This is a genomic window from Natrinema sp. HArc-T2 (genome assembly GCF_041821085.1).
Taxonomy (GTDB): Archaea; Halobacteriota; Halobacteria; order Halobacteriales; family Natrialbaceae; genus Natrinema.
In genome coordinates this window covers 275,214-295,803 of sequence record NZ_JBGUAZ010000001.1, presented here as the reverse complement: position 1 = coordinate 295,803, position 20,590 = coordinate 275,214, and the positions used below count along the sequence as shown (strand labels likewise).

At 58.4% G+C, this 20,590-nt stretch carries 23 protein-coding genes and 2 tRNA genes; 16 read left to right on the top strand and 9 right to left on the bottom strand.

All coding sequences use genetic code 11. The features are described from left to right. Positions 1–616 precede the first annotated feature (616 nt). A complete protein-coding gene (locus tag ACERI1_RS01540; protein WP_373616267.1) occupies positions 617–1,279 on the bottom strand; it encodes a DUF2971 domain-containing protein in 663 nt (220 codons plus the stop codon). A 1,041-nt stretch (positions 1,280–2,320) separates the two neighbouring features. Here ACERI1_RS01540 and ACERI1_RS01535 point away from each other — a divergent pair. Both ACERI1_RS01535 and ACERI1_RS01530 read left to right on the top strand, forming a co-directional pair. Continuing rightward, positions 2,321–2,908, top strand: coding sequence for a tyrosine-type recombinase/integrase (locus tag ACERI1_RS01535; RefSeq protein ID WP_373616266.1), 588 nt, complete (start codon positions 2,321–2,323; stop codon positions 2,906–2,908). Between the two features lie 84 nt (positions 2,909–2,992). Beyond that, a complete protein-coding gene (locus ACERI1_RS01530; RefSeq protein WP_373616265.1) occupies positions 2,993–3,520 on the top strand; it encodes a hypothetical protein in 528 nt (175 codons plus the stop codon). Between the two features lie 2 nt (positions 3,521–3,522). Here the strand turns inward: ACERI1_RS01530 and ACERI1_RS01525 are convergent, their stop codons facing one another. Genes ACERI1_RS01525 through ACERI1_RS01515 form a run of 3 tightly spaced genes read right to left on the bottom strand, consistent with a single transcriptional unit; the run spans position 3,523 to position 4,810 of the window. Continuing rightward, on the bottom strand, positions 3,523–4,152 hold the full coding sequence (locus tag ACERI1_RS01525; RefSeq protein ID WP_373616264.1) for a hypothetical protein: 630 nt from the start codon (positions 4,150–4,152) through the stop codon (positions 3,523–3,525). Positions 4,153–4,197: 45 nt separating this feature from the next. Further along, complete coding sequence (locus ACERI1_RS01520; RefSeq protein ID WP_373616263.1) at positions 4,198–4,458, bottom strand: hypothetical protein; 261 nt, start codon at positions 4,456–4,458, stop codon at positions 4,198–4,200. Between the two features lie 37 nt (positions 4,459–4,495). Continuing rightward, the gene (locus ACERI1_RS01515; RefSeq protein WP_373616262.1) at positions 4,496–4,810 is read right to left on the bottom strand and encodes a MarR family transcriptional regulator; all 315 of its coding nucleotides are present in this window, start codon (positions 4,808–4,810) and stop codon (positions 4,496–4,498) included. Between the two features lie 348 nt (positions 4,811–5,158). Here ACERI1_RS01515 and ACERI1_RS01510 point away from each other — a divergent pair, with 348 nt between their 5' ends. Genes ACERI1_RS01510 through ACERI1_RS01500 form a run of 3 tightly spaced genes read left to right on the top strand, consistent with a single transcriptional unit; the run spans position 5,159 to position 6,782 of the window. Continuing rightward, entirely contained in the window at positions 5,159–5,572 is a 414-nt protein-coding gene (locus tag ACERI1_RS01510) for a helix-turn-helix transcriptional regulator (protein WP_373616830.1), read from the top strand. Next, on the top strand, positions 5,569–5,778 hold the full coding sequence (locus ACERI1_RS01505; RefSeq protein WP_373616261.1) for a hypothetical protein: 210 nt from the start codon (positions 5,569–5,571) through the stop codon (positions 5,776–5,778). The genes ACERI1_RS01510 and ACERI1_RS01505 overlap by 4 nt, the downstream gene beginning before the upstream one ends. After that, the gene (locus tag ACERI1_RS01500; protein ID WP_373616260.1) at positions 5,775–6,782 is read left to right on the top strand and encodes a tyrosine-type recombinase/integrase; all 1,008 of its coding nucleotides are present in this window, start codon (positions 5,775–5,777) and stop codon (positions 6,780–6,782) included. The genes ACERI1_RS01505 and ACERI1_RS01500 overlap by 4 nt, the downstream gene beginning before the upstream one ends. Positions 6,783–6,896: 114 nt before the next feature. Here the strand turns inward: ACERI1_RS01500 and ACERI1_RS01495 are convergent. Further along, positions 6,897–6,968, bottom strand: a tRNA-Ala gene (locus ACERI1_RS01495). Positions 6,969–7,167: 199 nt separating this feature from the next. Here ACERI1_RS01495 and ACERI1_RS01490 point away from each other — a divergent pair. From ACERI1_RS01490 to ACERI1_RS01475, 4 genes are all read left to right on the top strand, one after another. Next, positions 7,168–7,866: a class I SAM-dependent methyltransferase gene (locus ACERI1_RS01490; protein ID WP_373616259.1), complete on the top strand. Its 699-nt coding sequence runs from the start codon at positions 7,168–7,170 to the stop codon at positions 7,864–7,866. 129 nt (positions 7,867–7,995) lie between these two features. Then, positions 7,996–8,066 (top strand) — tRNA-Gly (locus tag ACERI1_RS01485). A gap of 240 nt (positions 8,067–8,306) precedes the next feature. Then, positions 8,307–8,855: a GNAT family N-acetyltransferase gene (locus ACERI1_RS01480; protein ID WP_373616258.1), complete on the top strand. Its 549-nt coding sequence runs from the start codon at positions 8,307–8,309 to the stop codon at positions 8,853–8,855. Between the two features lie 297 nt (positions 8,856–9,152). Beyond that, positions 9,153–9,728, top strand: coding sequence for a carboxymuconolactone decarboxylase family protein (locus ACERI1_RS01475; RefSeq protein ID WP_373616257.1), 576 nt, complete (start codon positions 9,153–9,155; stop codon positions 9,726–9,728). A gap of 255 nt (positions 9,729–9,983) precedes the next feature. On the opposite strand, the gene ACERI1_RS01470 is transcribed toward ACERI1_RS01475, so the two are convergent. Then, positions 9,984–10,133: a hypothetical protein gene (locus tag ACERI1_RS01470; RefSeq protein WP_373616256.1), complete on the bottom strand. Its 150-nt coding sequence runs from the start codon at positions 10,131–10,133 to the stop codon at positions 9,984–9,986. A 20-nt stretch (positions 10,134–10,153) separates the two neighbouring features. Beyond that, complete coding sequence (locus ACERI1_RS01465) at positions 10,154–11,329, bottom strand: rhodanese-like domain-containing protein (RefSeq protein WP_373616255.1); 1,176 nt, start codon at positions 11,327–11,329, stop codon at positions 10,154–10,156. A 227-nt stretch (positions 11,330–11,556) separates the two neighbouring features. On the opposite strand from ACERI1_RS01465, the gene ACERI1_RS01460 reads away from it, so the two are divergent. From ACERI1_RS01460 to cydB, 6 genes are all read left to right on the top strand, one after another. Beyond that, positions 11,557–12,645, top strand: a complete 1,089-nt coding sequence (locus ACERI1_RS01460; RefSeq protein WP_373616254.1) for a sulfurtransferase — start codon at positions 11,557–11,559, stop codon at positions 12,643–12,645. A 600-nt stretch (positions 12,646–13,245) separates the two neighbouring features. Beyond that, positions 13,246–14,424, top strand: coding sequence for an NAD(P)/FAD-dependent oxidoreductase (locus tag ACERI1_RS01455; protein WP_373616253.1), 1,179 nt, complete (start codon positions 13,246–13,248; stop codon positions 14,422–14,424). A 2-nt stretch (positions 14,425–14,426) separates the two neighbouring features. Further along, positions 14,427–15,275, top strand: a complete 849-nt coding sequence (locus ACERI1_RS01450) for a DUF1641 domain-containing protein (protein ID WP_373616252.1) — start codon at positions 14,427–14,429, stop codon at positions 15,273–15,275. Between the two features lie 183 nt (positions 15,276–15,458). Next, complete coding sequence (locus ACERI1_RS01445; RefSeq protein ID WP_373616251.1) at positions 15,459–16,145, top strand: peroxiredoxin; 687 nt, start codon at positions 15,459–15,461, stop codon at positions 16,143–16,145. 87 nt (positions 16,146–16,232) lie between these two features. Next, positions 16,233–17,633, top strand: a complete 1,401-nt coding sequence (locus ACERI1_RS01440; RefSeq protein ID WP_373616250.1) for a cytochrome ubiquinol oxidase subunit I — start codon at positions 16,233–16,235, stop codon at positions 17,631–17,633. Then, positions 17,626–18,642, top strand: coding sequence for a cytochrome d ubiquinol oxidase subunit II (gene cydB, locus ACERI1_RS01435; RefSeq protein WP_373616249.1), 1,017 nt, complete (start codon positions 17,626–17,628; stop codon positions 18,640–18,642). Before ACERI1_RS01440 ends, cydB begins: the two co-directional genes overlap by 8 nt. 15 nt (positions 18,643–18,657) lie before the next feature. On the opposite strand, the gene ACERI1_RS01430 is transcribed toward cydB, so the two are convergent. Both ACERI1_RS01430 and ACERI1_RS01425 read right to left on the bottom strand, forming a co-directional pair. After that, the gene (locus ACERI1_RS01430; protein ID WP_373616248.1) at positions 18,658–18,849 is read right to left on the bottom strand and encodes a hypothetical protein; all 192 of its coding nucleotides are present in this window, start codon (positions 18,847–18,849) and stop codon (positions 18,658–18,660) included. Positions 18,850–18,915: 66 nt separating this feature from the next. Then, positions 18,916–19,128 (bottom strand): hypothetical protein, encoded by a 213-nt coding sequence (locus ACERI1_RS01425; RefSeq protein ID WP_373616247.1) that lies wholly within the window; start codon positions 19,126–19,128, stop codon positions 18,916–18,918. Between the two features lie 220 nt (positions 19,129–19,348). On the opposite strand from ACERI1_RS01425, the gene fen reads away from it, so the two are divergent. Further along, a complete protein-coding gene (gene fen / locus ACERI1_RS01420; protein ID WP_373616246.1) occupies positions 19,349–20,326 on the top strand; it encodes a flap endonuclease-1 in 978 nt (325 codons plus the stop codon). The last annotated feature ends 264 nt before the right edge of the window (positions 20,327–20,590 follow it).

Sequence of the window (20,590 nt, the reverse complement as noted above, 5' to 3'; positions counted from 1 at the left end):
ATTGTGCGTCACAAATGACGGTCCATCTTTGCGTATCTCGGCTACAATTCCCAAACAGTCTTCATAGTCAGAGGTAGCGAGAGTATTCCGTTCACCATCCACGTGTCGGACCATCACCGTTAACGGTGCATCCGGCCAGACGCAATCGAGCGTAAGCATATCTGGATCTGTCAGAATCTCATGGGTTTCCAGATAAGCTACTTCCTCGGTGTCATCTCGTTCTATTCTCACGTCTACCGTTACAGACTCGCTAAGAGGGTTTATCAAATGGAGACTCTGCAACGTGGCATATGAATCCCCAGCAGGAAACATACAGCCTGCTGTAGCACCAATTCCACCACTCGCAGCAAGACCAAGAAATCGCCGCCGCTTCATATTATAACCCACTTGTGATATAATAAATACTTTACTGACCAACGGGTCGATATGTTTGCATCTCTACTTACCGCGAGTACTGTGTCCGCGAATCCCGTCTTCGAGGACATTTCAAGCGCGATCGGGGCTGTATCTAAACGAACCATTCAGTCTTTCATGTTCTGTAGAGTCAAAACTGGGCTTCGAGGACACTAGAATTTGATACAACTACGTCGATTCGGCTTTTATTTCTGTTTGTACCTCAGAAAAGAGGATCATGGTCTAAATCTGATTTCACAACAATTTCCTCATCGAATCCATGTCTCTTGATAACTAAGGATACAAGATCCTCAAATTCTTGCCCTCTTTTTGGTGATATTCGAATTTCACTAATAAGGATATCTGTATCTACTTCGACAAACAAATTTTCAGCCAACATACTTTCAGTGAGTTCATCAGGTTTTATTCCATCATCTCTCTCTGATCCTTGTGCTTCTATTCTTACTGGTTTCCATACTATCGCTCGCAATTCTTTTTCATGTTCGAAACTTTTTCTTTTATAAACATAATGTGTCCATCCCTTTTGGCGGTCTTCTTCAGGCATCTGGTCACCATCTGGTCGAAAATCGAGGTATTTTACCTTCGTGAACTTTATCTCTTCATCTGATTTTTGTAGACTCTTTCTCAGTTTTGAGAAAGTTGTTTTTATCGCTACATTGTTATTTGAATAGAGGTCCCACATGGCTGCAGATTCTCCATATTCATTCAAATGCCAACAATTCAAAAAGGCAAATTTTCTATTTCTTTTCCGTGCCTTTTTCACTCTTTTCCTTCCATACCTTGAAAAACCCCCACCGACTTTCGCAATCTCTTCTTCTTTTCTTAAGGTTTCAAAAGGTACAGAAGCTTCGAATTGGTCGCCCATTAGGTCCCCTCGTCTAAAATACAATTTATCTCGTTCTAAAATTGACACAAGTTGATAAAAGTCTATGTATCTCCATACCTCCGCTTCTGGACCTGGTTTGTTGACCCCGGCCATTTTCTAGCAAAAGCCGGTATAGAGTAAAAGATTAGCGGGTTAGTTGGGTATCTGAGTGGTTTTTTACTGCTAGCCAAAAGGTGTCCGAGAATTGCGGTAGAGTCGGACGGACGATCGTGGAGTGGCATTCGCTTCTATCTATCCAGAAAATTATTGTTCGACGGTACAAAGGGGACGGATGTTGTTCGGAAATTGGCATCCACTCATCGTACTCTTTACCACGGCCTACATCGGGATGTGGGCTCACGAGGGAGCACACTACCTCGCTGGCGTCCCTTGGACTCGCCAGCACGAGATGGTATTCTGCTTCAAGATTTTCCCATGTAGTGTTGACTGGAGCAGCACAGATGTGCGTCCATTCGTGTATAGACTCTCCGGAGGAGCACCCCTTATTCTACTATTGCCAAGTGTGCTCATATTCTGGTACGAAGTGCAACCACTCGTCCACACTGGCCAATGGTTTGATGTTTTTGTTCGTCTCCCTTTGGTCGCTGCAGGACTGGTGAGTCGGAAGGACATTCAGTCCTTAGCTACACCCGATGATTGGATGAATTCGACTGAATAGAGTGGTGAGTACAGATAGTCTACTGACCGCGAGGCCTACTGCTATCTCCTCTTATGGCGCTTCCTCCTTCGATTAGGTCGATGGGGGCCAAGATATAACAGTCCTAAGACCATCCCGAACAAGACCATAGCAAGGAGAAATAAACCGAACCCAATAACTGCTGAACCGAAGAGCGACTTTAGAATCTCGAACACGGGCATATCGTCTGATATCATTCACTAATTTAAAAGAATACGGGACGATGCTGATGTCCGAGAACTCGTACAGTCTCGGACAAAATCGACTCGATCTCCCCCTTGAGAACCACCGAAAAAACTAGATTGCTGGCGGTTTTTGTCCGACATGCAGGCATTACGGACACTATGAATCTGAAACAGCACGAGAAACGAGACGACATGAAGGTGTGGCTCAGTCAGGACGAAGTGACGGCACTTCTCGAGGCTGCCGACGGAACCCAGCAGCGAATCGCATTCGCACTCGGTGCGCGCTGCGGGCTCCGATCTCACGAAGTCCTCGACGTTGCGCCGGATGACATCGTCGATACCGACGCCGGGACGATGCTGCGTGTGTGGCATGGCAAGGGCGACAAGTTCCGTGAGACGCCGGTTCCCCGCGATCTCGCGACGACCATTCGGACGGTCGACGATGTGCGCGAGGCATCAGCCAACTCACCGCTCGTCGAGATCTCGAGCACCCGGTCACTTAGACGGTGGATCCGATCGGCTGCCGATCAGTTGCACGATGAGACCGGCGATGCTGGCTGGGATCACCTCGGCTTCCACGATCTCCGACGGACCTGGGCAACCGCGCTCGCATCTGAGGATGTTGACCCGCTTTTGGTGTGTGACTGGGGTGGGTGGAACGATCTCGAGACCTTCCTCGAGCATTATCGAGGCAGTTTCAGTCCGGAAGCTCAGCAGCGAGAACGTGAAAAGGTTAGATGGCTATAGTTTAGACCCAGATCTGAGAGAAAGATAGACTACTGCTATAATCAGAAAGGTTTCATATTATGGCGGTACGACAAGAAACCAGATATGGGAGAACCGGATTGGTCAAAAGTTCTGTCAGCTATCTATCAAAGTGAGATGGTTTCTGAACATATGGGTGAGAAGAAAATCTCTGAGGATCATCCAATAGTAACTGACACCGATCTTACAATTGAGGAAGCCGAGAAGGCTATTGACTACTTAGACTCCATAGGTTTAGTTGACACTCTACCGATGAAATTTGAGAACGCTCATGGTGCGACGTTAGAGGGACGAACACTCTCCCTTACAAAAGAAGGGTTTCGTGTAGCTCATGAGCGCGCAATGAAAAAGCGTCAACGAGAACATGAAAGAATCCAAACGGGAAGGCAAAATACTGTCAATAGTGCCGTTGCATCTCTTACTCTTGTCTTAGCAGTATCTTCTGTTACTCAGACTACGGTAGCAGTTGTTTCTACAGAAAACCACATGCGACTATTATCAATGTTATTGGGTTCCGTCACGATCCTCCTATTTATAGTAGTATTTCAAATGTATCGCGCAGGATTGTTTGAATATGATAAAATATCTCTTTGATCTTATTCACTTAAGTTAAGTTCCTCTATGTGATCTCGACTGAACTGCTTCACGAAGTCTTGAGACAGCTCGCGAAGATGAGTACGAGATCGCCGCTCAGCTTTTGGCTGCGTCTGCTCGAGTCGGATCTTCTTGAAGAGATCGTGGAGTGCGACGTGATGCGTATATGTTGGCTGTTCACCAGGCTTAGTTGCAGTGTGAAGGATCCAGACAAAGCCGTCAGTAGCGATACCGACGATCGGTCGATCAGTAGCCATTGTCAGGTATTCGAACGACTCTTTCCGAGCGTTTTCGATTTTACCTGGCTTTTTCACTTCACCGAAGTTCGTGGTATCGAGGTTTAGAGCGGTGAAGTCGGGATAACGGCCATCAAGTCCCTTGAAGCCAGTCGGTTGGAACCGCGGTTCATACCCGAGAACCTCCATTACTGGACCGATCAATTTCTCCTCAATGAATCGCTCTGGCTTCTGCTCGAGTTCCTCTCCATGGAGAACAGCACCCTCGAGAATAACTTTCGCAGCGTGTTTCTCTCCTGCCTGTTCATTCAATACTCGAACGAACCGCTCGATAGCACGAACTAGATTCTGACTCAGCGCATCAGTTTGAATGGCAGATAGATCATCCTGTTGCATCGGCTCATTGTCTATTTTTCTGTTAAATGAACCTATTGGCAATTGCTATTTGCCAAGCGTTTGTGGAGACGGTTCTGGCTGGTGATCTGCGTCGAGTTCACCTTCGAGATAGAGAACTCCCCACGTCGTGATTTCGTACATATCGCGGTGAAGCGGTTCGATTAACTCGGCACTGGCAAGCATCTGGCACCGCTCTCGTAGTCGCGCCTTCGACGCTCGGAATTCTGGCCGCGAATTCATCACCGTAACCGATGACCATTCTTCTTCATGGAGATGCTCGAGGATTCGATCGTCGAGCTGTTCCATCCAAGATGCTGAATGTCGTTGCTTCACAATGAGTCACCTACGTTGAATTCGACGCGTTTCCTGCAGCCGTGCCGTTGTGGTTCCCGTTCTGGTTAACTCGTGACCACGTCTCAGTATCGAGTTCACCTTTCAGATATGCCTCTCCCTCGTCTGTGATAACGTATACACCATTTCCGAGATGAGTGAGGAGTCCCTTTTCTGCTAACTTTCGGCATCTGCGAGCGATGTGTTGCCGGGAGTATCGAATTCGCCCCTCGTCCTTCATTTTCTTCGGCGAACCCGACTCGTGCTCGTGGATATACTCTAAGATACGATCGTCCACGAGTGACATCCAGTCTCCCGAGTAGCGCATACTCTCGTAGACGTGCTGTAGGAATCTAAACGTCCGTAATATAGCACTCATACTCCAATGGTATTTTAGTGGGTCGTCGTAACATTGATGTTCCGAGAGAATAGAGCTGTCTGTACGGAGCTACCAACTCGGCTGAAGATGACTCTTGTTGGTATGTGAGACCGGGCGGCGCTGCAACGCCGCCCAGAAGGTAGTTCCGTCGGTCCAAGCATGAACTACGGAACTTCCGTGGGGCAAGTACCCCACGCACGGCAAGAGGCATCGCCAACCAAAAGGTCTGACGCTCGGTGCGCCTGTGGCGCTCGAGCAGCAGGCTACGACGCTCGACGCGAAGAACCCGCCTGCCGATTGTGTGCAGCGCTCCGCGCTGACGGCGGCTGCGATACGGAAGCAACTGCAGAACCGCAAGCATCGGCTGGCGAACTGGTGGCCGATGGTGGCACCAAGTGGGGCGACCTCACCGGTTTTCAGCGCGACATTCTCGAGGCGATCGCCGGCATCGAGTCGGACGGGATAGATCCCTACGGACTCGCGATCGAGGAGGATCTCGAGGAGTATTACGACGACGTTCTCCACAGCCGACTGTACCAGAACCTCGACAGTCTGGTCGACGACGGGTTCGTCGAGCGCGGCGAACTCGACGGTCGGACGAACAGCTACACGTTGACGACCGAGGCCGAAGCACTGCTCAAGGAAAGCGTCCGCCGGCGCGCCGACGCCTGCGGACTTCAGATGGCCGCGACCGACGGGGGAGACCGATGAGTGCCGAGCCTGAGACGGTCTCCTGCGCGACCTGTGGAGAGACCGCCCGGCGAACCGCCTGGGGAAAGGCCGACGCGGCCTGCTATCGCTGTACCGAGTGCCACGCTGGCGGCCACATCGTTCACACCGAAGACGGTAGAGAACTCCGCCGGGGAGGTGTCTTCCGCCGGCTCAGCAACTTCGCGACACGGAGGGTTAGCGCATGAGCGACGACCTCGAGCCGATCACGCCACGAGAGGCGGTCGACCTCTACGTCTCGCACCGGGAACTCGAGGTGAGCGCAAAGACCCTCCAGAACCACAAGTACCGACTCAACGCCTTCGTCGAGTGGTGTAACAAGGTCGGGATCGACAACCTCAACGACCTCACTGGTCGCGATCTCCACCGATACCGAGTGTGGCGACAACAGGACGTGAACATCGTCACGCTCCGCGGGCAGCTCGCAACACTGCGCGTCTTCCTCGAGTTCTGCGCGTCGATCGACGCCGTCGAACCTGGGATGCGCGAGCGGGTGAAGTTGCCGGACGTCGACCGTGGTGACGAAGCGCGCGACGAGATGCTCGACGCCGATCGCGCTCAGAAGATCATCGGCTACCTCGAGCGGTACAAGCGCGCGAGCCGCGAGCACGTCATCATGGCGATCCTCTGGCATACGGGGATCCGCCTCGGGAGTCTTCGGGCGGTCGATCTCGAGGACTACGAGCCCGACGAGCAGTGCTTTTGGCTTCGCCACCGCCCGGATACCGGGACGCCGCTCAAGAACCAGAAGCCAGCTGAGCGGGCGATCGCGCTCGACGACTACTACTGCGACGTCCTCGACGAGTACATCCGGTTTCATCGTCACGACGTCGTGGACAAGCACGGACGCGAGCCACTCGTGACAAGCGATCGAGGGCGGCTGAGTTCCGGACAGATCCGTTCGGAGGTGTACCGACTCACGCAGCCCTGCATGATCGAGGGCTGTCCCCACGATCGCGAGCCGAAGGACTGCGAAGCCACTGAGTACGGGCACTACTACGACTGTCCGAGCAGTCTCTCGCCGCACACGATCAGGCGCGGGGCGATCACGTACCAGCTCCGCGAGGACATTCCAGAGAAAATCGTCAGCGATCGGTGTGACGTTTCCTCTGAAATCCTTGATCGCCACTACGACCGCCGTACAGACCGTGAGAAGATGGAACAGCGACGTGACTTCATCGAAGACCTATAACAGGAAAATGACTCTCAAGCAAGCAGCTGTCAGCACTGTGGCATCGATAGCCGTCAGAATACCCTTAGGGAACGGAATTCGGCAAGTAGAAGGCCTGAAGCGCCAAATTTCGAGTGGACTCGCCGGGATTTGAACCCGGGGCCTCTCCCATGCCAAGGGAGTGATCTACCCCTGATCTACGAGCCCTCGTACGCAATCCACAGTTCCCGTCGGGCATAGATAAACCCCTCGAATTCCTCGAGCCCCGTCACGGTCACACATTCTCGGCGACAGCCGTCTGCCTAGGGGTCGGCGTTGTAGCCGCCGTCAGTCTCGGCACAGCACGGCAGGTCCGTCCGAGTGGGTTGCGAACGCTTTTTGCGGGTTCCCCGACGAAACCCGACCGATGGCCGGGGATCAGGACCGTGACCGGCGAGACGACGAGCGCACCCGCCGTACCGACGTGCGCGACACCTACGACCGAATCGCGACGCACTTTGCTTCGACGCGGGAGTACGCCTGGCCCGAAGTCGAGGCGTTCGTCGAGGCACACGCAACCGAGTGTGGCACCGCCAGCGTCGGCCTCGACCTCGGCTGTGGCAACTGTCGACACGCCGAACTGCTTGCAGCCGACCTCGAGTCGGTCGTTGGGCTCGATGTCAGTCGCGGATTGCTCGAGACGGGGCGCGAGCGCGCGGTCGAGCGCAACTTCGAGGTTGCACTGATCCAGGGAGACGCGGCCTCGCTGCCGTTGGCGGACGACATCGTCGACCTCGCGGTCTACGTCGCGACGCTGCATCACCTGCCGACCCGGCGTGCCCGCCGGGCGAGTCTCGACGAGCTCGCGCGGGTGCTGGCCCCCGACAGTCGCGCGCTCGTCAGCGCGTGGTCGACCGCCCACGACCGGTTCGACGAAACCGACGGCTTCGATACGACAGTCGAGTGGACCTTGCCCGGCGGCGAAACGGTCGATCGCTTCTATCACATCTACGCGCCCGACGAGTTCGAAACCGAACTCGCCGACAGCGACCTCGAGGTGCTCGAGTCGGAAGTCTCGAGCGGGAACTGTTATGCGACGGTGGCAGGTGCAGAGCTAACGTTGTAGTCGAACTCGAACGCTGGGCTGACGTGCTGTCTTCTGCGTCGATGGTCGGCTGCTGGCAGTGACAATCGAGAGCGGGCGACGGATCGGAAAAGGAAGAGCCTTAAACGTGGAACGAAAACCGGAGAGTGCGCGCGGATGGTCTAGTGGTAGGACCTGAGCCTTCCAAGCTCATGGCCCGGGTTCAAATCCCGGTCCGCGCATTCCTGCGGCGAACAAATTCGTGAGCCGCGGAACCCGCACGAGAGATTTGAATTACGGAAGACACACGCTCACGAGCGAAGTGAGTGAGACTGTCTTCAGGTGGTTCAAATCCCGGTCCGCGCACTTCTACTGCGGGCAATTTCGCAAGCGGCGTCGCTTGACGCTCTCTCGCTTTCCATCTTGAAGACGGGCACGTGACGACTCCGTGGATTGTAGTAGGATGCGGTCCAAGACAGCCCGTGGAGTACGAACTGCTCGGCTGGCCGCCAGATGGCCCCAAACTCCGACTCGATTATAAGCGATTCAGCTACGCCGGCAAGTTCGTCATGACGAACACCGGCAAGGCGGTGGCACGGTCGGCGGACGGCAAAATTGCCGCCGCAGTCGCGTTCAACGAGGATCGGACCGACGCGGATACCCTGTGGCTGCGCTATGTGACCGTCGACCGCGACCAGCGCGGCGAGGGGATCGGTCCCCAACTCTGCCGGCTAGTCCGTGATCGCGCCCTCGAACGGGGCTACGACCGGCTTCGGATCGCCGTCAACAACCCCTTCGCTTACGAAGCGCTCTACCGAACTGGCTTCGCGTACACCGGTAAGACGACAGGAATCGCCGAACTCGTCCTCGAGTATCCGACGCCGAACGACGACACCGACTGGGGCGACCGCGAGCGCTATCAGGCCGGTCTCGCGGAGTTTCGCGAGCGTGATCTCTCCGACGACGAAACGGCATTTCTCGACGCGCGGCGTGACAGCGAGCCGCCGGCCCGCGAGATACGTGACGAGTGATACTGTCGGACAAGTCGGATCATAAAATCGAGTGTTCACGGACTGGTGTCCGACAGTGTGAGGATCAGTGGGAGTCAGACCGACTCGGTGAGCAGCGGTTACTGGTCTGCAGTAATATTCGGGCGGGCGCACGGCTGTAGATCGATAGTGGGCTGGCAGTTAATATTTTACATATGCTGCAAGACTGTTGGCGTGAGGTCGACCCGGTGCGGAGCGGTCACAGGCCAGCTCTGATCCAGCCCACTGCTCGTATCGATCGGAATCGACTTACGGGCGACGTAACAAGTAGCTCGCAATATGACGGATACAGGTGATGTCTCTGCTGAATTCCAGAAGAAGACGTTCACGATCCGGTCGCTCTCGATTGGTATTGCTCGATTTGTTCATAACATCCCACGGCTCGTTCGTGCTAAACGCGCCGACAGGGTCAGCGACCAGTTCGCAGAGAAGATCATGTTAGCGGTCACGGCAGTCAACGAGTGTCAGTACTGTACCCGGTACCACACCGATCTCGCACGCGAAACCGGCATGGATCAGGAGACGATCACGAAACTCCTCGAGAGCGATATCGGATCGGCAGTCGACGACGATGAGCAGCCTGCGCTTGTGTTTGCCCAGCAGTACGCAGAGACGGACGAGAACCCGGGCCGAGACGCACGGAACGCGTTGCGAGAGACGTATGGTCGGGAAACGGCTGCAGACGTTCTCGCGTTCGTCCGTGCGATCTACTTCGGGAACCTGCTGGGCAACTCTTACGATGCGGTCCGGCTTGCACTCGCGCGGCGTGTACACGCGGGACGACAGTGCCTTCGGTCAGCGTCGACCCGAATCAGTCGTGTCGTCGAACGGCTGCGCGAGCGGTGTCCAGTATAGCTGCCCGAGTAGTGAGGGTCCGTTGATAACCGGCGAAACCAGCGTCCGATAATCGGACGGAAATGGTGATCTGTTCGTGCTCGCACGAACACGGTGACACTGCTATGGCTATAGTAACAACTGAAACTGTTTACACGCTGATCGCGCAGCCCTCGTTCGATCAGGTGTGCACTGACGTTCAGTGGCGACTATAGCGACCCCACAACTTCGAGGCCGATTCTCAGATCACCACGTTGAGTACGGGCAGTGCGCTCGCTACTCACCTCGAAGCAGGTCTACGACGTAGCCGCCGAGGGCCTGCTCGAGGCCGCCGTACCCGACGTAGAGGATCATCGCCTCGAGGAGGACGATCCCGACGAGGGCAACTGCTTGCGCGTTTCCGGAGAGGGATTCGATTCCAAGCATTATGGGACAGGGAGGCGTGCTCAGTCGTCGGCGACGGCGCTATCGGACGTGGCGGCACAGCGGTTCGGACCGAGCTCGAGTTCGGTTTCTTCGTCTTCGTCTTCGGGTTCGTACTCGCCGGCGTTGGTCGCGATGACCTGCTCGTAGTTCGGCGGCTTCGACGGCAGGTTATCGAACATGTGCTCGACGAAGTCGTCTTCAGCCATGCGGAGGATCTCGTTGTTCTCCCAGAGGTAGCCGACGGTCGAGAACATCGGCTGGCCGGGTGTCACGTCGATGTACTCGCCATCGTTGGTGACCGAGAAGTGCCCCGGCAGGATCTTCACGTCGTTGGGCTCGGTCATGATGACGTTGTGAAGCGTCTCGTACTGGACGCGAGCGCCGTCGCGGGCGTCCTTGTCCGCGAACTGGAGTTCGGTGCGACCGATGGATTCGACGAACAGCGTGTCACCGGTCAGCAGCGCCTCGTTGTCGACGAGATAGGAGGTCATCCCCGTCGTGTGGCCCGGCGTATGAACGGCCTTGATCTCGACATCGCCGAGTTCGACGACATCGTTGGGCTCGATGGGATTGAACTCGAACTGCGGGTCCCGGGTCTCGGCGGGTGCGCCGAGGTGGTAGGGCACGCCGAGCGTGTCGGCGAGTTGGCGACCACGCGAGATGTGGTCGGCGTGGATGTGCGTGTCGAGTACGTGAGTCACTTCGAGCCCGCGTTCGCTTGCGGCCTCGAGGAACTCGTCGGTGGCGCGAGTGACGTCGACGAGTGCGGCTTCGCCGGCGCGTTTCGAACCGACGAGGTAACCCAGGCAGCCCTTCGAGCGACGCTGGAGCTGGACGATGACGAGGTCGTCGTTTTCCGTGGCGATTGGCACGATGTCGTAGACCATACTCCAGGCCTCCATGCCGTTATCGACGGTCTTGACCTCGTCAACGTGTCCCTCGTCCTCGAGATACTCCGCGAAACAGCCTGCGGAGCGACCCGTCGCACAGATCGTGACGACGGTATCGTCAGCGTCGAGGGCGTCTTCGTCGAACTCGCCGACGAGTTCGTCGTCGCTTCCGGAATACTCGACGTTCTCGGCACCGGCAATATGCCAGTCCTCGAAACTGTCAGGAGATCTGGTATCGAAAAGAACGAACTCCTCGTCGGCATCGATCATGTCTCGCAACGCGTCAGCCGTGATTGTCTCGACCATCGTCACTGTATTGTACACAGATCCCACGTATAACGGTTCGATCGGGGAGAATAATTTCCCACAAATCGCGAGAGAGTGGGTGAAATCGCGGAAGTAGACAACATAATTTCCGCAACTTCGCTCGGCACCCGCGAGTTACAGCCCGAAATCGAGGCCAAAGGTGACACTACAGACGAACATACCAATAGCGTCTTTACGCGCAAGTTGCTACTGATATTGCAGGGACAATGCAAACCTCAGACATCGAGGAGGCGCTGATGGATCTCCCGCCGAGTTCGAAGTTCATTTATAAAACACTGTCACGGGAGGGGTCGATGACGCTCAAGCAGATCACGGAGGAGACGCTGCTCTGTTCGCGGACGGCGCGATATGGGCTCACCCAACTCGAGGACAATCAACTGATCGAGGCCGCACCGGCGCTCCACGACGGGCGACAGACCTGTTACAGTATCAGCCACCGATCGCTCGGAGACGATCGCACCGGGTATCCGGAACAGGTCCTCGTCAAGCCCGACAGCGCGCACAAGCGGCTCGAGGCGTTCAAAGCGGACGATCCCGACCTCCGGCTACTCGAGGTCTCGACCGAGTACGACGAGGGCCACGTCCCGGGTGCCATCGAACTCGACCCACGGGCCGACTTCTTCGATGCTGGCACGCGGACGATTCCCAGCGCCGACCGGCTCGAGAACATCTTGGGCGAACGCGGGATCACGCCCGACAGCACGGTCGTCCTCTACAGTGACGGCTACAACGAGTTCGCGGCGTTCGTCTACTGGACGCTCAAGTACTACCGCCACCGGGACGTCCGGCTGCTCAACGGGGGCAAATACTACTGGACCGAGAACAACTACCCGCTGTCGGAGACGACTCCGACCGTCACCCCTGTCGAGTACGAGATGCAACCGCCGAACGATCACATCCGCGCGTACCGTCAGGACGTCCAGAGCGCGCTCTCGGAGGACGTCTCCATCATCGACGTTCGGTCGCCCGAAGAGTACTGTGGCGAGGCCGATGCACCCGCGCGTGCAAGCGGACACATTCCCCGAACCGTCAACATCGAGTGGGACAGCGTCGTTCGCGAGTGTGGCCGATTCGAGCACCAGCAGGCCCTCGAGCGACCGTTTGCCGACGCCGGGATCGCCGAAGACGACGAAATCCTCGTCTACTGTAACGTCGGCGAACGCTCGGCACTGGTCTGGTTTGCACTCTCTGAGTTACTCGGCTATCCGAACGTCGCAAACTACGATGGCTCCTGGTCCGAGTGGGGAAATCTCGTCGATGTCCCAATCGAAACCTGCGACTCGAGCGACCCGTAATCCCTGTCCCGACACCAGACCGTCAGCCAGTTCGCCCGGTCCAACGCGGCGCGCGAAACTGGTCTGGATTGCCGTAGAGAATTGTAACTGACGGTCATGACCACCCCCGTGCAGGCGACCGTGCTCGGATCGATGGTGCTCGCGCTCTTCGATCCCCACCTCATTGTCGTGTTACCCACGTATCTGGACGTATCACTGGTTCTCTCGCCTGTTTTCGGTGTGCCGTCATCGTCGACAGCAGAATCCAGCAATAATTACTGGCTGTTTCCCGAGTGTCTCACAGTAGGTCGCTCGAGTCGACCCGCCGCCGACATCGATACGTTTCGGCAGCCGGAGAGCGCCTAGCTATCGCGTGGCAACAGTACCGACTGAGACTGACGCCGGTCAGTCGGTGCCGCCGGATGACTCGCCGTGGGGTGCGCTGGGAGACGGCCACAGTGACAACAGATCGTCTGAACCGATTGCCACACTGACGTTCAGTCACTACGACAGGTAACTCCAAGAAATTTTTTCTGCAAGTCTTGCTATAGTCACGAACTCGAGACCATTATTTCAGTTACCTCAGCCTTCAGGTAGTGTACCTCCCAAGAATCACTGTCTATGGACCATATAGTCGTGCTTGGTGCTGGCGTCGGCGGCACGATGACCGCCAACATGCTCCGCCGTCGATTGGACCGATCCGAGGCGGAGATCAGCATCGTGGACAAGAGTACAGAACACGCGTATCAGCCCTCGTTCTATCTGCTGCCGTTCGAGTATATGGAGCCGGAGGACCAGTTCCGGGACGTCCGCGGACTCCTCCAGGACGGCATCGAATTCGTGCACTCTGCAGTGACGGGGATCGACCCCGACACAAAGACCGTCGCACTCGAGGACGGCGACCTGTCGTATGACTATCTCGTCGTCGCGCTGGGTCATCGGCTCGCACCCGAGACGACGCCCGGCATGCTCGAGGGCTGGGAGGAGACCGACTCGGTCTACCCGTTCTATCACTTCGAGGCCGCGATGCAGTTGCGAGACGCGCTCAAGGACTTCGACGGCGGCACGTTCGTCGTCTCGGTCCCCGACACGTCGATCAAGTGCGGCGGCGCGCCGCTGAAGATGACGATGCTCGCGGAGGACTACTTCCGGCGACAGGGTATCCGCGACGATGTCGACGTCGTCATGACCAAGGGCAGCGACGCCGTCTTCGGCGTCTCGCCCTACCGCGAGAAACTCGAGGAGATCTGGGCCGACCGCGACATCGAGGCCAACCTGAACTTCACGGTCGACGAGATCGACCACGAGGCGCAGGTGATCCACTCCGAAGAGGGAGAGACCCAGGAGTACGACCTCTACGCGCCCGTCCCGCCACAGTACGGCCAGCCGGCGCTCACCGAGAATTCGCCGCTGACTGAGGCTGACACCGAAAACGACGGCGAATATGTCGCTGTCGATGAACACACTCTCCAGCACGTCGAGTACGAGGACATCTTCGCACTCGGTGACGGCTGTAGTACACCGAACGCCAAGACGGCCGCCGCGGCGCGCAAACAGGCCCACGTCGTCCTCGACAACCTCACCGCACACATGGCGGACAAACGCCAGACCGCGAAATACAAGGGCTACGCTGCCTGTCCGCTGCTGACGAAGAAGGGCAAGGCGATGGTCGCCGAGTTCGATTACGAGAACAGCATCTCCGCGCCCGTCGAGAGTCGGATGAACTGGATCATGGACGTCAACATCCTGCCCAGTTTCTACTGGGACACCTGGCTGCGCGGCTACGACCCACTCCCATAACGATGGCGAGCAACGAACGATCCCTCGACGCCGACGGCACGCTCAGCGACGAAACCGAACTGGCCCGCGCGATCGAGGAAAACGAAGCGGAGCTCGCGGAACTGCTCCAGTTGCTCACGGTCGCGGAGGAACTCGCCGCGGACCTAACGCCGGAACTCCGCGAGACCGTTCGTGAGAACCGCGAGCCAATCCGTGAGCTACGGATGGCCTTTGAGCGTGAGGAGACGCTGGTCCTCTTGCAGAAAGTCGGCGAGGAATCGGACACGCTCATCGAACTGCTGGACATCCTCGCGGTCTCGAAAGAGCTGTCCGACGACCTCGTTCCGGAACTGCAGGTTGCGATTCGCGAGAACCGCGAGGTCATCGAGCGCGTTCGACTCGCCTTAGAGAGCGAGGAGACGATCATCCTCCTCGAGAAACTCGGTGACAACACCGACACGCTCGCGGAGCTGCTCGACTTGCTCGATGCGACCCACGAGCTGGCGATGGATCTGACCCCGGAACTGCGGGATGTCGCCCAGGACAACCGGAACGTCATCCGCGATCTCCGGATGGCCGCGGCGGGCTTTGCGGACGCCCACGAGGACGCCGACGTCGACATGTACGAGCTCGGGCGGAACGCGGGCAACATGATCGCGCTCGTCGAGACGATGGGCGATCCGCAGTTTACCAACGTCGTCGATGCCTCGATCGAAGGGCTCACACAGGACGACCCCGAACCGGTCGGCCTGATCGGGCTCACCAAGGCACTGTTCGACGCCGACGTTCGGCGCGCACTTGGACGGCTTCTTGCAGCGGCGCGTGCGCTCGGCAGCGCCTCACTCGAGGAGTCAGATCAGCGAGAGCGATAGGGTCGCTGTTTGTTTCTTTTTCGCAGTTCCGAGCGACTGGGCGCGTTCCAGCACTGCCGGCACGACGTCCCGATCGAACTACCGGAAAATATGTTCTGTACTCGGCAGCCGATTTCCCTATAGAGAAAATATAGTTGGTAGAACACGAGTTTAATGGGTTGCTTCCCAAGGAAGAACTGTAGAATGACGCAACCACTCGATTCCACGGACGAACCGACTGACGTACCCGGCATCGGTGATACGTTCCCCGAGCTGACGGTCGAGACGAGTATGGGCGAAGTCTCACTCCCCGACGACTACGAGGGGCAGTGGCTCGTCCTGTTCAGTCACCCCGGTGACTTCACGCCAGTCTGTACGTCGGAGTTCGTCGCCTTCCAGCAGCGGTCCGACGAGTTCGAGGACCTGAACGCCGAACTGCTCGGCCTGTCGGTCGACCGCGTCCACTCACACATCAAGTGGACGGAGTGGATCGCCGAGAACCTCGATGTCGACATTCAGTTCCCCATCATCGCCGACGATCAGGGGGCAGTCGCCCAGCGACTCGGCATGCTCCACCCCGGCGCAGGGACGGCAACCGTCCGCACTGTCTTCATCATCGACCCCGAGGGAACGGTTCGGCTCCGTCTGACCTACCCGATGGAGATCGGTCGCAACATCGACGAAATCCTCCGGTCGCTGCGTGCGCTCCAGAAGAGCGACGACGACGGCGTCGCCGCTCCTGCCGACTGGCCGAACAACGAGAAGTTCGGTGACCAAGTCCTCCTGTCGCCGCCGGGCACCGAAGCGGACGCCAAAGCGCGCAAGGCCGACGCTGCCGACGACGACGACCTGAACTACTACGACTGGTGGTTCGTCACCCGCGACCAGTAACGGACGCTGACCCACAGTCACTGAACGGCACCTCCGGCGACACCCCCTGGGTGACCGCCACCGGACCCAACATCATCCACTTGTACTATGATCGATCCAGTCATCGCCAGCAGACTTCAGTTTGCGGTGACGACGATAGTCCACATCATCTTCCCCGTCATGAGCATGGGGCTTGCGCCCTTTCTCATCTACTTCACGTGGAAGGAGATACGGACAGGCGAACAGGTATACGAACAACTCCGCACCTTCTGGACGAAGATATTCGCTATCTCCTTTGTCGTCGGCACCGTCACGGGGATCGTCCTCGAGTTCGAGTTCGGCACGAACTTCGCGGCGTTTTCGACAGCCGCCGGCGAACTCTTCGGCGGTCCGCTTGCCCTCGAGGGGATGATGGCGTTCATGCTCGAGGCGACGTTCCTCGGCATCTTCGTCTTCGGGCGTGACCGCGTTGGCGATCGGCTCTACATGCTCTCGAGCGTGCTCGTCGGACTCGGGACGTGGCTCTCGGCGGTCTGGATTCTGGTCGCTAACTCGTGGATGCAGACGCCCCGTGGCTACGAGATGGCGACGAAAAACGGCCAGCCGATCGTCACGCTCGTGGACCCGATCGCGGCCTACGCCAACCCGCGCTTCCCGTGGATGTTCGTCCACATGCAGAACGCAGCGGTTCTGTCGGTTGCGCTGTTTCTGACCGGCGTTGCCGCTTACTTCGTCTGGACGAACCGCGACACCGAGTTCTGGCGCATGACGATGAAGATCGGCCTCGCAGTCCTGCTCGTCACCGCCCCGTTTCAGGCGATCCACGGCGACGCCTACGGTCGACACGTCGCGGACACACAGCCACAGAAGTTCGCCGCGATGGAAGCACAGTACGAGACCGACTCCGGTGTCGGACTGAAGCTGCTGGCGGTTCCGACGAGCCTGAGCGACATCACCGATCCACACGCTGACGACCTCTTCGTCATCGAGATTCCGTTCGTCGCATCGCTGCTTGCAAGCGGCAGTGATCCCGGGGCGACGATAACCGGGCTGAACGATATTGACTCCGAAAGTCCACCGGTCGCCATCGTCTTCTGGGCGTTCCGGGCGATGGTTGGGCTCGGAACGTGGTTCATCCTGCTGGCGTTCTGGGGCGGCTACCGATGGTACCAGGGCACCCTGTTCGATGACGATCTGCTAGCGAAAGCGTTCATAGGATCGTCGGTACTGGGCATCTTCACCGTCGAACTGGGCTGGATCGTCACCGAGGTGGGCCGTCAGCCCTGGGTCATACAGGGCGTGATGAAGACGCATGCGGGCGTTTCGTCGTCACTGAGCGGAACGGAAGCGCTCGCTACACTCGTCGGCTTCGTCGGGGTGTATACGGCGTTGCTCGTCCTCTACTGGTACGTCGTGGTCCGACTCATCCGCACGGAGGCACCGACCCGGCCACCCACGCCGAAACGCGAAACGACTGTTCCCGAGGAGGTCTTCCCGAGCGATGACTGACCCATTGTTCGCGACGCCGTCGCTAGCGCTTGCCGATGGGCCACTCTTCGGGTTGCCGCTCGAGGAACTCTGGTTCGGGCTGGTGTTCGTCGTCTTCGGGACCTTCCTGTTTCTCGACGGATTCGACTTCGGCGTGGGCGCGCTGTTTGCCACGCGGACGTCCGAATCCGAGCGCGAGCAGTTGCTGGCCGCGATCGGCCCGTTCTGGGACGGCAACGAGGTGTGGCTGGTCGTCTTCGGCGGCATGCTGTTCGCCGTCTTTCCGTCGGTGTACGCGACGCTGTTCAGTCGCCATTACTTGCTGATGTTCGCGATCCTCGGCGCGCTCATCGTGCGCGGGCTCGCCCCCGAGATGTACGAACAGCGCCACGACGAGGACTGGCAGCGCTGGTGGGGCCGGGCCTTCGTCGTCGGGAGCGTCGCGTCGCCGTTCTTCCTCGGCGTCTTCGCCGGCAACTGGCTGTTCGGCGTCGAGGGCATCGCCTCGGTCGCGAGCCTGTTGATCGGACTGGCCGTCGTCGCGCTCACTATCGTCGACGGCGCGGCCTATCTCGGACTGAAAACGCGGGGTGACATCCCTCTCGAGACGCGACCGCTCGGCCACCTCGCACAGGTCGCCTACCTCCTGCTGGCGGTCGCTGCACTGGTCGTCGGGGGTCGGTCGGCACCGCACGTGACGATCCTCTCGGTGCCAACCCTCGGCTTGCTCGGACTGACGGTGCTGCTGGCCGGCATTCACGTGGTCGCCGGCTGGGCCGGTCGTCCCTATCTGGCATTCGCTGCCGTCGCAGGGCAGGTCTACGGACTCGTCGCGCTCATCGCGACGCTTTTGTTCCCGCAGATCGATCCGGTGACCGACCTCACGGTCGCCGATGCGATCGTATCGACGCTACCGCTGAATCTCACGACGATCGGCGCAGCCATCCTGTTGCCGCTGGTCGCGTCGTACTTCGTCGTGCTCTATTCTGCGTTCAGCGGGCCCGTCGACGACGAGACATCGTACGCGTAGGCCCGTCGCCTACGTCTACCGCCACGTACGATAGTACCTGACGCTAAACAGAAACAGGAACAGCCCGATACCGAGGTTTCGCAGAAACGAACCGCGGTCGCCGCTGATCGACAGCTGCAAGAGGCCGACGCCGACGAGAAACGTAACGACGACGACCGACAACGCGAGCGCCCACGTTGCCTCGTCGCGGGTTCGTGTGCTACTCATACTACGTGGATGATTCGCTGATCTCGCATAGGGTGGTGCGGAGTCCGAAACTGCTGAAAACGATTGTCAGTGGGCCGTTGTCTCGGGCGACAGCCCGATCCCTGCCAGTAACAGCCCGGCAGCGACGAGCAGTCCAAGCCCGAGCGCCGTGACGATATCACCGAGTCTGAACAGCCAGACGGCTGCGACGAGACTCGCGAGGACCATCGCGACGCCGGTCACGAACAGGGAACTGTTGAACGGGTTGCGGTCGGAGTGCTGTGACATGGGATGGCTCACACGTCATACGACGGACTAGAGGGGCTAAAACGATGGGCTGCGGAGTATTATTGGCCGTTTCACCCGCCAAATCACGGGTTGCAGCAATAACTGCGACGGCGGCTGTCCGCGTCTCCACAGTCGTGACTGACAGTATGCAGCTGCGTACTGTTTCTGGTCATCGTAGCAAGCGAGAACGGAAGCCAACGATTCAAATCCCAGTCAACCCAAGGATCACGCAATGGGAAACGCTGCACTCCGGGACATCGCCGTCATCGAGGAGATTCCCTTCGCAGACATCGAGGGCGTCGTCGCCGTCGACGCACACAACTGGCTCTACCGCTATCTGACGACGACGGTCAAGTGGACCAACAGCGAGACGTATACGACCGCGGACGGCACCGAAGTCGCCAACCTCGTCGGCATCGTCCAAGGGCTTCCCAAGTTCTTCGAGAACGACGTGACGCCGGTGATGGTCTTCGACGGCGGTCCCTCCGAGCTCAAAGACGACGAGATCGAATCCCGCCGCGAGCAACGCCGCAGCTACGAGGAGCAACTCGAGACTGCCCGCGAGGAAGGCGATGCAGTCGCGATCGCCCAACTCGAGTCCCGAACGCAACGGCTGACGCCGACGATCCAGGAGACCAGCCGTGAACTGCTCCGACTGCTGGACGTGCCGATCGTCGAAGCCCCCGCGGAAGGAGAAGCCCAGGCCGCCCACATGGTCAAACGCGGCGACGCCGACTACGTCGGCTCGGAGGACTACGACGCCTTGCTCTTTGGCGCGCCGCTGACCCTTCGCCAGCTCACGAGCAAGGGCAATCCCGAACTGATGGACCTCGAGGCCACCCTCGCACACCACGACCTCACGCTCGAGCAGTTGATCGACGCGGCGATCCTCATCGGGACGGACTTCAACGAGGGCGTCTCCGGAATCGGCCCCAAGACGGCGCTCTCCGAAATCGCCGACCACGGCGACCTCTGGAGCGTCCTCGAGGCCCGCGGCGACCACATCGAACACGGCGACCGTGTGAGACAGTTGTTCCGCGACCCCAACGTGACCGACGACTACGAGTTCGAGACAACGCTCGAGCCAGATCTCAAAGCGGCCCGCGAGTTCGTCACCGACGAGTGGGAAGTCGACGCCGACGAGGTGGCACGCGGCTTCGAGCGCATCGAGGAGAGTGTCACCCAGACAGGGCTGGATCGCTGGACGTAATCGGGGTTGCGTGCTCGCTCGACAATCGGTATTCAAAACCGATGGCCGGGAGCGGTGGTCAGCCGCAATGCGCGGCTGATCCCGCGACTCAGGGGAGGGCAGGCGGTTACTTAGTCTGACCGCGAGCGAACCCGAAGGGTGAGCGAGGGGGCCGACGACTGATGTGGAGAACGCTATGCGTTCGGAACGAAGGGAGGAGTGCTTTTGATCAACCTTTTGCCGAGCGACCGAGCAACGCGAGGGAGCGTCGTTCGAGACGCCAAA

Coding starts and splice junctions, on each gene's coding strand:
- ACERI1_RS01540 (WP_373616267.1), bottom strand. CDS start 1,279: ATGGGCGACCAATTCGAAGCTTCTGTACCTTTTGAAACCTTAAGAAAA.
- ACERI1_RS01535 (WP_373616266.1), top strand. CDS start 2,321: ATGAATCTGAAACAGCACGAGAAACGAGACGACATGAAGGTGTGGCTC.
- ACERI1_RS01530 (WP_373616265.1), top strand. CDS start 2,993: ATGGGAGAACCGGATTGGTCAAAAGTTCTGTCAGCTATCTATCAAAGT.
- ACERI1_RS01525 (WP_373616264.1), bottom strand. CDS start 4,152: ATGCAACAGGATGATCTATCTGCCATTCAAACTGATGCGCTGAGTCAG.
- ACERI1_RS01520 (WP_373616263.1), bottom strand. CDS start 4,458: ATGGAACAGCTCGACGATCGAATCCTCGAGCATCTCCATGAAGAAGAA.
- ACERI1_RS01515 (WP_373616262.1), bottom strand. CDS start 4,810: ATGCGCTACTCGGGAGACTGGATGTCACTCGTGGACGATCGTATCTTA.
- ACERI1_RS01505 (WP_373616261.1), top strand. CDS start 5,569: ATGAGTGCCGAGCCTGAGACGGTCTCCTGCGCGACCTGTGGAGAGACC.
- ACERI1_RS01500 (WP_373616260.1), top strand. CDS start 5,775: ATGAGCGACGACCTCGAGCCGATCACGCCACGAGAGGCGGTCGACCTC.
- ACERI1_RS01490 (WP_373616259.1), top strand. CDS start 7,168: ATGGCCGGGGATCAGGACCGTGACCGGCGAGACGACGAGCGCACCCGC.
- ACERI1_RS01475 (WP_373616257.1), top strand. CDS start 9,153: ATGACGGATACAGGTGATGTCTCTGCTGAATTCCAGAAGAAGACGTTC.
- ACERI1_RS01470 (WP_373616256.1), bottom strand. CDS start 10,133: ATGCTTGGAATCGAATCCCTCTCCGGAAACGCGCAAGCAGTTGCCCTC.
- ACERI1_RS01465 (WP_373616255.1), bottom strand. CDS start 11,329: ATGGTCGAGACAATCACGGCTGACGCGTTGCGAGACATGATCGATGCC.
- ACERI1_RS01460 (WP_373616254.1), top strand. CDS start 11,557: ATGCAAACCTCAGACATCGAGGAGGCGCTGATGGATCTCCCGCCGAGT.
- ACERI1_RS01455 (WP_373616253.1), top strand. CDS start 13,246: ATGGACCATATAGTCGTGCTTGGTGCTGGCGTCGGCGGCACGATGACC.
- ACERI1_RS01450 (WP_373616252.1), top strand. CDS start 14,427: ATGGCGAGCAACGAACGATCCCTCGACGCCGACGGCACGCTCAGCGAC.
- ACERI1_RS01445 (WP_373616251.1), top strand. CDS start 15,459: ATGACGCAACCACTCGATTCCACGGACGAACCGACTGACGTACCCGGC.
- ACERI1_RS01440 (WP_373616250.1), top strand. CDS start 16,233: ATGATCGATCCAGTCATCGCCAGCAGACTTCAGTTTGCGGTGACGACG.
- cydB (WP_373616249.1), top strand. CDS start 17,626: ATGACTGACCCATTGTTCGCGACGCCGTCGCTAGCGCTTGCCGATGGG.
- ACERI1_RS01430 (WP_373616248.1), bottom strand. CDS start 18,849: ATGAGTAGCACACGAACCCGCGACGAGGCAACGTGGGCGCTCGCGTTG.
- fen (WP_373616246.1), top strand. CDS start 19,349: ATGGGAAACGCTGCACTCCGGGACATCGCCGTCATCGAGGAGATTCCC.